The sequence below is a fragment of the Pseudoalteromonas sp. NZS71 genome, from assembly GCF_015864715.1.
Classification (GTDB): domain Bacteria; phylum Pseudomonadota; class Gammaproteobacteria; order Enterobacterales; family Alteromonadaceae; genus Pseudoalteromonas; species Pseudoalteromonas arctica.
This window is the reverse complement of sequence record NZ_JADYWS010000029.1, coordinates 16,061-28,107: the sequence shown is the minus strand read 5'-3', so window position 1 is coordinate 28,107 and position 12,047 is coordinate 16,061. Positions and strand designations below refer to the sequence as shown.

The window sequence follows — 12,047 nt, the reverse complement described above, 5'->3', positions numbered from 1 at the left end:
AAGCTCATATTTTTACCTTTTACTTATGGGTTTTTTCGAGCGATTGCAGTGTTTGCTCTTTGTTTTCCCATAAGCGGTTTAACTCGCTTTGAAAGCGAACTCTAAATTCAGAATCACCTGTGTAGTCACCAATAAGCTCTGCGCTTACTGGCCTTACTTCCACGTGTACGTTGATATTTTTTACCTTACCACCAGCAAAATCCATAAAAGTAGGAATACCATCTGGGTACTGAATGGTGACGTTAACCACTTTAGTAATTTGCTCGCCCATTGCTTGCATTACAAAAGCAATACCGCCCGCTTTTGGTTTTAATAAATGTGGGAACGGGCTATTCTGGCGCTCATGCTTTTGCGTAGTAAAACGAGTGCCTTCTACAAAGTTAACCACACTTACTGGCATCTCTTTAAATTTTTCGCAGGCTTTACGTGTGGTTTCTAAATCTTTGCCACGCAGCTTTGGATTCTTTTTTAATTGGCTTTTACTCGTGCGAGTCATAAACGGAAAATCAAGCGCCCACCAACACAAACCTAAAATAGGCACGTAAATAAGCTCTTTTTTCAAAAAGAAGTTTAAAAATGGAATTTTACGATTAAACACACGCTGTAATACTAAAATATCGACCCAGCTTTGGTGATTTGCAATTACTAGATACCAATCTTTTAGTTTAAGGTCTTCAAGGCCAGTTACATTAAGTTTAGTTGGCGTGAATAACGCTTGATTTAAGCTATTAAAGGCAACCCAAATAGTTGCAAATTGCTTAGCTGCCCAGCTCATAAGCTTTTGTAGAGGCTTAATAGGGATAAGCTTTATAAGCCCACAAACAAAAATAGGCACAAACCAAAAAAGTGTGTTTATTGTGTAAAAAATAATACTAAATACACTGCGAATAACTGACATTACTTCCATTCCTTTAAACATTGCGCAGCCACTAATACTGCGCTTTCAGTTGCTTACAAATTAATCTTCAAAATAGGTATAGCCTTCAAGGCCTGCATTAAGCTCAGCTAAATAACCTTCTTTACACTGCGTCGATACATCAAGTTTATTAACTTGGTACGCAAAGTTGTCAGCTAAAATGGCGCTATCATAGTCAACAAACTTTAATACATCCTTAACGCTATCACCTTTTATAGCATTGGTTAACACATAACCTTCGTCGTTAAGCTCTACGTGCACCGAATCAGTGTCACCAAATAGGTTATGTAAATCACCTAAAATCTCTTGATACGCGCCTACCATAAACATAGCAATGTGGTATTGCTCGCCATGCTTATATTCTGGTATTGGTAGGCTGGTTTCGATACCAGCGCCTTCAACGTATTCACGAATCTGCCCGTCAGAATCGCAGGTAATATCTTGAATAATCGCGCGCTGAGTCAGTGGCTGAGTTAAGTTTTCGATTGGCATAACAGGAAACAACTGCTGAATACCCCATACATCAGGCAACGACTGAAATAATGAAAAGTTAACAAAGAGTTTATCAGCAAGCTTTTCGTTTAAATCGTCGAGTACTTCACGGTGCGCGCGCGCGTTATTACTAAGCGATGCCCGCACACGATGTAAAATAGTAAAGTAAAGCTGCTCTATTTTCGCCCACTCTAGCATGCTTACTAAGCCATGCACGTACTGATCGTGCGCTTCGCTAAATAAGTGCATAGCGTCGTGATAGATCTCTAATGCCATACGCGGGTTTAAACGCTGTAAACACTGCCACATTTCATCAAGCACTAATGCGCTATTTTCAAGCGGTGGCTCTGGATTTAAATGATTAGGCGCTTTTTCTACGTCAATTACATCGGTAATTAATACCGCATGGTGAGCAGTTAAAGCACGCCCCGACTCGGTGATAATGGCCGGATGCGTAAGGTTATGCTGATCGCACACTTCTGCAAATGCATTCACTACGTTACGCGCATACTCTTCTACGGTGTAATTCATTGAACATGCACTACGCGAGCCAGAGCCCTCGTAATCAACACCTAAGCCGCCGCCCACATCAACGGTATTTAACGGTACGTTTAATTGTGTAAGCTCAGCAAAGTGGCGTGCACATTCACGTAAAGCACGGTGAATATCACGAATATTGGCAATTTGAGAACCAATATGAAAATGCACCATTTGCATTAAGTGCAGCTTATTATGCTTTTTAAGCACTTCAACAGCACTTAGTACTTGGCCTGCTGTTAAACCAAACTTGCCTTTTTCGCCGCCCGTGTTTTGCCACTTGCCTTTGCCTACTGAGTTTAGGCGAATGCGAATACCAATAGCCGGTTCAATGCCTAGGTTGTCTATTTCTTCAAGTAGTGTGGTCAGTTCTGAAAGCTTTTCTACCACAATTTTTACGCTGTGGCCCATTGCTTGACCAATACACGCTAGGCGTAAAAACTCACTGTCTTTATAGCCGTTACACACTATTGTGATTGGCTCTTTTGCTACACCCAAAATAGCCATAAGTTCTGGCTTTGAGCCTGCTTCTAGGCCAACAAGCCCGCTTGGATGCGCTAATAGTTTACTTACTACAGAACGTTGCTGATTTACTTTAATTGGGTAAACACAGGTGTATTTTCCGTTATATTCACGATTTGCTCGCGCTTGCGTAAACGCGTTAGTAAGGGTGTCTACACGATTTTTTAAAATATCGGTAAAGCGTACTAAAACCGGCAGCGTTAAACCTTGTTGCTTAAACTGCTCAGTTAATTGCGTTAAAGAAATGGCCGGTTTTGTTTGGTCGCCATCTGGGTAAGCCACCAGTTCGCCTTGTGCGTTAATATCAAAATAACCATCACTCCAATGAGCAACGTTATAAGTGGCGCGTGCTGTTTCTAAACCCCAGGTCATGGCAACTCTTCTTTAGTCAATTAGGTATAAAGGCGCATTTTAATACGTCACTATCCACTAGGCTAACAAAAATTGAACTTTCACTCACTCCTAACTAACTTTATTCGTCAAATCAGTTAAAATGTCATTGAGCAAAACGCCAAGCACTGGCAGAATTGCCCCTTTTTCATACTCAACCTAAAAAGTGTAATAGTAACTATGGCAAATTTAGATCAAAGTAAGTGGTTTACTGAAATTAGCGACCGCGATGGCAGCGCATTTTCATTACGTATTAATAAAAAGTTAGATGAAAAACAGTCTCCTTTTCAAAAGGTAGAAATGTTTGAAACCACAGACTTTGGTAATTTAATGATCATCGACGGGTGTACTATGGTAACAACCCGCGAAAACTTCTTTTATCATGAGATGATCAGCCACCCTGCACTTTTAGCGCATCCAAACCCTAAAAACGTCGTTATTATTGGCGGCGGCGACTGCGGTACTTTACGCGAAGTATTAAAACACCCAGGCGTAGAAACTGTAACGCAAATAGATATCGACGAAGTAGTAACGAAAATGTCGTTAAAATACTTCCCAGAGCTTTGTGAATCTAATAACGACGCCCGTGCAACTGTTATGTTTGACGACGGTATTAAATACATGCGCGAAGCCGCTGGCGAATCTATCGACGTAGTGATTGTTGATGGCACAGATCCGGTAGGTCCAGGTGAGGGTTTATTTAATCATGCGTTTTACACAAGCTGTTTAGATGCACTGCGCCCAGGTGGTATTTTAGTACAACAAAGCGAATCACCACTTATGCACATGCCATTATTAGTTGAAATGCGCGAAGCAATGTTAAGCGTAGGCTTTAACGATTTACAAACATTACCATTTCCACAACCAATTTACCCAAGCGGTTTATGGTCAGTAACACTTGCACGTAAATCACAAGCATTTGACGGTTTTAGAGAAGATGCAGCTGCAAATATTGCACAGCACAGCGAGTACTATAACAACGGTATTCACCATGGTGCACTCGCTACACCTAACTACATGAAACGCGCATTCGATAAAAAATAATACCAATCTGCTTATATATGGGGTCTATTTAACGTTAAGAAAATTACGCTAGAACTAGGCAGAAATTTTTGTATCTAGTTGTTCTAAATAAAAAATTTTTAACGACGTTATAGTGCAATTTAATTCGTTAAATTGATCAAAGATTTATGCAGGTTGGTATAATCTATACCAATTTTATTAAACTAAAAAGGGAGCATTTAAATGCTCCCTTTTTTATACTTTTAAAAACGCCATTGCGCATTTAGCATTATTTGCTGCTGCGAGATTCGTTCATTAAATCCAATTGGCTCTCTATTTTTTGCAACACTTTTAAGTGCAGAACCTTCAACCCCTATTTGTAGTTTATTAGTGAGCTGGTAGCGCCATGTTGCTGTTAAGCCTTCCCCATTGCTGGCATTAGGGTCAAACGCGGTTGTGTCGTTGTCAGTAACTTTAAAATAATCATAACGTACTGAAACTCGATGTTTGCCTTCTTTATGGCTCAGCATTAAATAATGGCTATAAAAAGCATTATCAATTAATGCGTTACTGCCCATTTCAGTTTTACCATTAAGTACCTGTGCTATTAAACGTGTTTTACTATTAAACTTATAAAGCCAAGCAGCGCTTGTAAAGCGAGTATCCCAAGCATACTGCCCTGTACTAATATTGAGTGTGGTTGGGTCACCGTTATTGTTGTAATAATAAATTCGAAATTGTGATTTTTTTAAGTAATCCCAATGTACGCCAGCGTAATAGCCAAAACGCCCGTCTACCTCTTCAAACGGTAAAACCTGATTAGCCTGCCAACGTAATTCGTATGCATTTAATGCCGCTATAGGCGCAAATTTAATACTTTCGTTAAATGTAGTTTGTCTATCGTGTAATGCAAAACCACGCCACGCAAGTAAAGTACCGGCAGGATCATTGCCTTTAAATGTAGCACCTACAAAACTAAAGCTATGAGCGCTGTTAAAACGTTTTGCTGGGCGCTTAATAGTTACCTCTGCGCCAACAGTGCGTACTTCCTCGCCTATCCAGCTATTAATAGCTGAGTTTGTATAGTTATAAGGAGAAGTCCACCCTATATCAGGATTTTCAAGCGACATAAGTGGGTAAAAGCCCCCCACGCGCATGTGCCATTTATAGTTGCTGTTAGATAGCGGCTGATACTTTATATAAGCCTGCGTAAAACCAAGGCCAACGTCAGGATCTTGATTCGCATTTAACACCCCATGAGCCGACCAACTAGATGCTAAATCAACATTAAAATCTAAAATACCTTGGGATAAAATAAGTTCGTCGCTTTTAGTATCGTGCCGATATAGCCCAAGACCGCCCTCTTGGAAGCTACGTATATCGTCCCCCTGCACGGCTCTAATTTGTATCAAGCCTTTTACTTGTGCATACAATGCATTACTAAAACATAAAGCACCGGCTAAAAATGCCAGCCTTATTAAGCGATTAATAGTCATCAAATTCATCCGTAGCAAAATCAATTTGCTCCGCAATTTCCTGCTTTACTTTATAAGTGATCGGGTTAGTAGCCACAGTAATAGTTTGAGATTCAACCTTACTAATATCACTAAATCCAGAATGCCAAACACTTAACGTGTATTCGCCTGCATTGGCATTTAAATCAACATTCCCGTTTTCATCAGTGATTGCAAAAATAGTACTATCTACCACCACAATATAACCTAACATCCAATCATGAATATTACAGCCAAGCTCAACAACACCCGTTTGATCAAAAGTAATGGGCGCTTTTGGGTGCTCCTTATATAGCTTTAATTCGAACGTTTTGGCTTTAGAAAATGAATAAACATGATGCATGATTGAGTCCGCATTCGGAAACTCTACCTTTGCATTTTGCGGGACAACTAAAATACGCGGCTTAAATTCTCGATTTTGCTGGGTCATCGCATAAGGTGCTTCTGGAGGAATAACGCTAGAGGGGTCTCCTGCAGTTAGCCATACAACAGCATTAGGTAATGGGTCATTATTAGCATTTTTAATTGTAATATTTGCTGCAAAAACTCCAGTACTAACACTTAGTAAAAATACACAAAGTAAGCTTTTTATCATTTTCTTGTCGCTATTATCAATTTGTTTACATTATAGACCGATTAAGCCACCAAATTCTTTCTATTTTTTAAAACATTGAATACGTATGTAAGCAGTCGTATTAATCATCAACAGTCATTATCCTTAGATGTCACCACCGACTCATCTAAGGACACACCATGAGAATACCAGCACTTGTGCTTTTAGCCTTTGCTAGTAATAGCTACGGACAAACCGTAGAGCTAAAATCGCCAGACACACAAATAACAGTAAGCATCTCTGACGAAAACAACACGCCAAGCTACGCAATAAAATTTAAAAACAAAGCGGTTATAAACAAATCTTTACTGGGGTTTGAATTTAAAACACAAGCAGCTTTTAGCGACGGCTTTAAAATTAAAAGCATTGAACAACAAAGCGTTAACTCGCAGTGGCAACAACCCTGGGGCGAACGCCAAAACGTTGTTGACGAATATAACGAAGTAGCCGTTACCTTTACAAAAAACGAGCCAAATAAAGGTACCTACACTATTCGATTTAAAGCATTTGATAGTGGTGTAGGTTTTCGATACGAAGTACCACAACAAGCCGGGTTCGAACATACAGAAATAACCAAAGAGTTAACTGAATTTGCAATAAACAATAGCCATGATGCAACAGCATGGTGGATACCTGCTCGTGGCTGGAACCGCTACGAATATGTTTACAACACTACCCCACTTAACGAAGCTCCACTAGCTCACACACCATTTACGTTTAAAACAAGTGACGGTACTCATATTAGTATTCATGAAGCCGCACTTGTTGATTACGCAGGCATGGTGCTTAATCAACGCCGCTCTGGTACGTTCACTGCCGATTTAACACCGTGGTCAGATGGTGTTGCAGTTAAAAAACAAGGTGCTTTTAAAACACCATGGCGCACCATTCAAATAGCCGACAGCGCTGTTGGCTTAGTTAATTCAGATATAATACTAAACCTAAACGAGCCTAATAAACTCGGTGACGTGTCGTGGGTTAAGCCTGGCAAATACGTGGGTATTTGGTGGGGTATGCATATAAACACGCAAACTTGGGGTAGTGGTAAAAAACACGGCGCCACTACGCAAACCACAAAATACTATATGGATTTTGCAGCGCAGTATGGTTTTGATGGCGTACTCGTTGAAGGCTGGAATATTGGTTGGGATGGCGATTGGTATTTTAATGGCGATGTATTTAACTTTACCAAACCGTACGACGACTTTGATATAGCAGCACTGACTCAATACGGCAAAGAAAAAGGCGTACAGCTCATTGGCCACCATGAAACATCAGGCAATGTAAGCAACTACCGTGACCAAATGGAAGATGCTTTTGCCCTTTACGAAAAATCAAACGTAAGCCAAGTAAAAACAGGTTATGTAGCCGATGGCGGAAATATAAAACGTATAGACAAAAACGGTATTGCTCGCCACGAATGGCATGACGGCCAGTTTATGGTTAACGAATACCTTTATAACGTAAAACTTGCGGCTAAGCATAAAATTAGCATTAATACTCACGAGCCAATTAAAGATACAGGCCTGCGCCGTACTTATCCAAACTGGATTGCGCGCGAAGGTGCACGCGGACAAGAGTATAATGCATGGGGTTCACCACCTAACCCACCAGAGCATGTACCAATGCTTGCTTTTACCCGCATGCTTGCAGGACCAATGGACTTTACGCCAGGTATTTTTGATATGAGCTTTAATGGTTTAGGAGGCGATACAAACCGTCCACAAACTACACTTGCCAAACAACTTGCACTTTATGTTGTTTTGTATAGCCCAATTCAAATGGCTGCCGACTTACCTAAAAACTATTTGGCTAAGCCCGATGCGTTTCAATTCATTCAAGACGTACCAACAGATTGGCAGCAAAGTATTGCTATTGATGGTGAAGTAGGCGACTTTATTGTATTCGCTCGTAAAGAACGTAAAAGCACTAAATACTCAGGAAATGATTGGTACTTAGGTGCTGTTACTGACGAAAAAGCCAGAACAATTGAGGTAAAACTCGACTTTTTAGAGCAAGGCAAAAAGTTTGAAGCACAAATTTATAAAGATGGTAAAAGCGCAGAGTGGAAAAACAATCCGTACGATCTAGCTATCGAAAAACGTGTTGTAACTGCAAGCGATAAACTAACGCTTAAATTAGCCACTAGTGGCGGTACAGCTATTCGTTTTAAAGCACTTTAATATAATGGGCCCCCTGCATTTACTATGCAGGGGTTGATACCTTTATTGGCAAATATACTTGTGCACTTAAACCGCCTTCTGGGCGGTTTTCTAGCTTTACTTTACCGTCGTGCATATCAACAATGCGTTTAATAATAGCAAGGCCTAAACCACTGCCTTCACTTCCTCGTGCAGCATCGCCTTGTTTAAAAGGCTCAAAAACAGACTCTAGTTCGTTTTCAGGAATGCCGGGGCCATTATCGTTTACAGCGATAACTACATACTTTTTGTTTGAATTAAAGTAGCTAAGTACTTCAATATCGCCCTCAGAATAACGCAGCGCATTACCAATCATGTTGGTAATTACACGTTTAATAGCCACAGAGCTTAACGGTATATTGCCTATATTTGGATTACTTTTAAACGTAATAGTACGTTGATGCTGAAGCTCAGAATTGACAACCTCGGCAACTAAAGCATTGATATCTTCGCAACTTAGTTCTTCACGTTTATGGTGGCGTAGATACTCAATAAACTGATCAATAATCCCGTTCATGTCTTCTATATCGTAAATAATACCTTCACGGAGATAGTCGTCTTCATCAACCATCATTTCGGTAGCTAAACGAATACGCGTAAGCGGCGTACGTAAATCATGAGATACACCGGCCATTAGTAAACGGCGGTCGTTTTCAAGTGCGGCAATTCCGCGCGACATTTGGTTAAACGCGCGCGTTACTTCTATTACTTCTGTTGAGCCTTGTTCTTCTAACTTGGTAGAAAAGTCGCCTTTACCCACTTTCACTGCAGCTTGTTGCAGTGCTTTTAATGGTCTATTAAGGTGCCTTGCAAACAACCACCCACCCAGCACACTTAAAAAGCCAATACTTGATAAGTAAAAAGTTAAAAACTCTAAGTTGTTCTCTTTAAAGCCTTTAAGCGGTACTTTTACCCAATAACCTGGCGCTTGCGGTGCTTCAACCCAATAAATCAACGGATCAGTTTGGCTAATACGTACACGAGAATAACCACCAAGTTGCTCAGTCATGCTACGCGATAGCATAGAATATTCGCGGCTTTGCCCAAGCCCTTGGCGCATTGCTTCGCGCTGCGTCATGACTTCAATGCCGGTAATTTCAAAAAACTTTGCAGATACTTCGTCGTTTATTTCAACGCCATCTTCCCAGTCAATAAATACTGTTTTAATTTGCTTAGCAAGCATCAAGTTAACTTGCTCAATGGTTGGTTTTACAACATAAAAACTAACCGTAACATAAGACACTATTTGATTTATGAGCAGCAGAGCCGCCACTAAAAAAACAGTTTGTCCAAAAGCACTGCGCGGAAACATGCCCATAAATATTACTTTTCACCGTCGGGAACAAACACATACCCCAAACCCCAAACGGTTTGAATATATCGCGGATTGGCAGCATCTACTTCAATCATGCGGCGAAGTCTCGACACTTGCACATCAATGCTTCGCTCAAGCGCACTGTAATCGCGGCCACGCGCTAAGTTCATTAGCTTATCGCGGCTAAGTGGCTCACGTGGATGCGAAACAAGCGCTTTAAGCACTGCAAACTCACCACTGGTAAGCGATATTGTTTTATCCCCTTCACTCATTTCGCGCGTTGCTAAATTAAGCGTAAATTTACCAAAAGCGATTAAGTTTTCTTCAGCAGCAGGTGCGCCTGGCACTTCTTTTGCTCGGCGACGTAAAATTGCTTTTATGCGAGCAAGTAGCTCACGTGGGTTAAATGGTTTTGGAATGTAATCGTCAGCGCCAAGTTCAAGACCAATAATGCGATCTACTTCGTCGCCCTTTGCAGTAAGCATAACAATAGGAATTTCATTTTCTTTTTGGCGTAAACGGCGGCAAATAGATAAGCCATCTTCGCCTGGGAGCATTAAATCGAGAACCATTAAGTGAAAGTTTTCTCGCTCTAGGAGTCTATCCATTTGCTCCGAGTTTCCTGCGGTTCTAACAATAAAGCCTTGCTCTACTAAATAACGTTCAAGCAAACTGCGTAAGCGCATATCGTCATCAACAACTAATACTTTTGTGGTTTCGTGTCCCATAATCTCTTTCTTATTTTTATATCCAATTACTAGTTAATATAAATGAAAAACTTAATAATCAAAAACTAATTACTTGCTTAGATTGTTACTGAACATTTCAAAGCTTACTTACTCGTACTTTATTACATTTTACGCTCGACAAGTTTTGGCAAATTTAATAACGTGCACACCATTAGAGCTAATAAAGAATTCACCATGAAAACAAATTTAGTTACCCGCGAAGGTTACTTACAATTACAACAAGAACACGACCAACTATGGAACGTTAAACGCCCAGAAGTAACAAAAATAGTTAGTTGGGCAGCCAGCCTCGGAGATCGCTCTGAGAACGCAGACTATCAATATAACAAGCGTTTGCTACGCCAAATTGACCGTCGTGTACGCTATTTACGCAAACGCATACCTGATTTAAAAATCATCGACTACTCTCCCGTTCAAGATGGAAAAGTGTTTTTTGGTGCATGGGTCGAAATTGAAAACGAAGAAGGTGAAACTAAAAAATTCAGAATTGTCGGACCTGATGAAATTTACGACCGAAAAGATTACATATCAATAGACTCACCTATGGCGCGGGCGCTGATTAAAAAACAAGTAGATGACGATTTTGAAGTACCTACTCCTCAGGGTAAAAAGCAGTGGTATGTAAACAGTATCGATTACCAAAAAAAGAAATAAAAAGTTTTGATTCAGATCATGTTAACTTTTGATTGTGTAAATTAAAGCAATAAGCTATAACTGAATTATTCAAGTTGATTTGTTTAATTTGAAAGCAGTTAATTAAGGTCGTGATTATGTCAAACATAGTACAGCGCATATTAAATAATGCCGTATTGTTTGCACTTTTAATGAGTGTAAGTTTGACGCTGCATGCCAGTAACACTGAAGTAAACCTTGATAACGCTAAACTATCTAATCACTTTATTGCTTGTGACATTCCTGACCAAGCAAACCTCGATTTTGACGTAGACTCTCACGTTAATACTATTACCTTTAGGTCGCCTCAACCACTTCCTAATGTCGTAGATTCTTTTTATAAGAGCACCAATCTAAACAGACCTTTTAGCACTGCGTACCAACGCGGACCACCTAGCTATTTAATTTAATTCATTATTTTACAACTTAATTAAATTTTATAACTACTAAGGTGACTACTATGTCTAACTTTAAAGAATTACGTACTCTAAATGTTTCTCACGGCGTTATTGCAAGCACATTTGCAGATGACCAACCATTGATTGATTTATCATCTCCAGCGCTAAAAATGGTAAATAACTTTACTCAAAAAACGCCTATTCGTGCAGAGCATACAACAACGATTACAGATGCACTTAAACAAGTTAGTGCACAACAATCTGATTTTGTTTTAGTAACCGACGAGAACCAAAAATTGATTGGTCTTGTTTCTAGCGCCGATTTACAAAGCTCTAAAATTACTATTATTGCAGAGCGTTTAAATACCCCACGAAGTGAAGTAAGCTTGCGCGATATTATGACGCCAATTAGCCGACTTACAGGTGTAAGCATGCAAAGTTTAAGCTATGCATGTATTGGTGATGCGCTGCAAACAATGGAGCATCAAGGTGTAATGTTTTTATTAGTAACAACAGCAAGTAGCGAAATTTGTGGTTTAATTTCAGCTCGCCAAATAGCTAAAACATTACATATTCCACTACATATTAGCCCTATTGCTCACTCTTTCAGTGAAGTATTAGAAAACATTGAGCATCCTCACTAGGGCGCTCTTTTAGTTGAATTGATTTACTCCCTTCCCAACCATCTTAAAGCAAGTGAAATAGCTTGCTTTAAGAGCTTTTTAT

The 12,047-nt window shown here is 39.9% G+C and carries 11 protein-coding genes; 5 read left to right on the top strand and 6 right to left on the bottom strand.

Going from position 1 to position 12,047, the window contains the following annotated elements; all coding sequences use genetic code 11:
- Nucleotides 1-19: 19 nt before the first annotated feature.
- Together I6E85_RS17010 and speA are read right to left on the bottom strand one after the other, a co-directional pair.
- Complete coding sequence (locus I6E85_RS17010) at nucleotides 20-898, bottom strand: acyltransferase (protein ID WP_197237180.1); 879 nt, start codon at nucleotides 896-898, stop codon at nucleotides 20-22.
- A 60-nt stretch (nucleotides 899-958) separates the two neighbouring features.
- A complete protein-coding gene (speA, locus tag I6E85_RS17005; RefSeq protein ID WP_024591379.1) occupies nucleotides 959-2,839 on the bottom strand; it encodes a biosynthetic arginine decarboxylase in 1,881 nt (626 codons plus the stop codon).
- Between the two features lie 198 nt (nucleotides 2,840-3,037).
- On the opposite strand from speA, the gene speE reads away from it, so the two are divergent.
- A complete protein-coding gene (gene speE, locus I6E85_RS17000; protein ID WP_197237176.1) occupies nucleotides 3,038-3,901 on the top strand; it encodes a polyamine aminopropyltransferase in 864 nt (287 codons plus the stop codon).
- A gap of 221 nt (nucleotides 3,902-4,122) precedes the next feature.
- Here speE and I6E85_RS16995 read toward each other — a convergent pair whose 3' ends face one another.
- Together I6E85_RS16995 and I6E85_RS16990 are read right to left on the bottom strand one after the other, a co-directional pair.
- Nucleotides 4,123-5,355, bottom strand: coding sequence for a hypothetical protein (locus I6E85_RS16995; protein WP_024591380.1), 1,233 nt, complete (start codon nucleotides 5,353-5,355; stop codon nucleotides 4,123-4,125).
- The gene (locus I6E85_RS16990; RefSeq protein ID WP_024591381.1) at nucleotides 5,345-5,968 is read right to left on the bottom strand and encodes a plastocyanin; all 624 of its coding nucleotides are present in this window, start codon (nucleotides 5,966-5,968) and stop codon (nucleotides 5,345-5,347) included. The genes I6E85_RS16995 and I6E85_RS16990 overlap by 11 nt, the downstream gene beginning before the upstream one ends.
- A gap of 158 nt (nucleotides 5,969-6,126) precedes the next feature.
- Here I6E85_RS16990 and I6E85_RS16985 point away from each other — a divergent pair, with 158 nt between their 5' ends.
- Complete coding sequence (locus I6E85_RS16985; RefSeq protein ID WP_024591382.1) at nucleotides 6,127-8,169, top strand: glycoside hydrolase family 97 protein; 2,043 nt, start codon at nucleotides 6,127-6,129, stop codon at nucleotides 8,167-8,169.
- Nucleotides 8,170-8,191: 22 nt separating this feature from the next.
- On the opposite strand, the gene envZ is transcribed toward I6E85_RS16985, so the two are convergent.
- Together envZ and ompR are read right to left on the bottom strand one after the other, a co-directional pair.
- Complete coding sequence (gene envZ, locus I6E85_RS16980) at nucleotides 8,192-9,505, bottom strand: two-component system sensor histidine kinase EnvZ (RefSeq protein WP_007584979.1); 1,314 nt, start codon at nucleotides 9,503-9,505, stop codon at nucleotides 8,192-8,194.
- A gap of 5 nt (nucleotides 9,506-9,510) precedes the next feature.
- Nucleotides 9,511-10,230: a two-component system response regulator OmpR gene (gene ompR, locus I6E85_RS16975; RefSeq protein ID WP_002959552.1), complete on the bottom strand. Its 720-nt coding sequence runs from the start codon at nucleotides 10,228-10,230 to the stop codon at nucleotides 9,511-9,513.
- A gap of 195 nt (nucleotides 10,231-10,425) precedes the next feature.
- On the opposite strand from ompR, the gene greB reads away from it, so the two are divergent.
- From greB to I6E85_RS16960, 3 genes are all read left to right on the top strand, one after another.
- On the top strand, nucleotides 10,426-10,905 hold the full coding sequence (gene greB, locus I6E85_RS16970; RefSeq protein ID WP_007584978.1) for a transcription elongation factor GreB: 480 nt from the start codon (nucleotides 10,426-10,428) through the stop codon (nucleotides 10,903-10,905).
- 116 nt (nucleotides 10,906-11,021) lie between these two features.
- On the top strand, nucleotides 11,022-11,333 hold the full coding sequence (locus tag I6E85_RS16965; protein WP_007584977.1) for a hypothetical protein: 312 nt from the start codon (nucleotides 11,022-11,024) through the stop codon (nucleotides 11,331-11,333).
- Between the two features lie 50 nt (nucleotides 11,334-11,383).
- Entirely contained in the window at nucleotides 11,384-11,965 is a 582-nt protein-coding gene (locus tag I6E85_RS16960) for a CBS domain-containing protein (protein ID WP_007584976.1), read from the top strand.
- The last annotated feature ends 82 nt before the right edge of the window (nucleotides 11,966-12,047 follow it).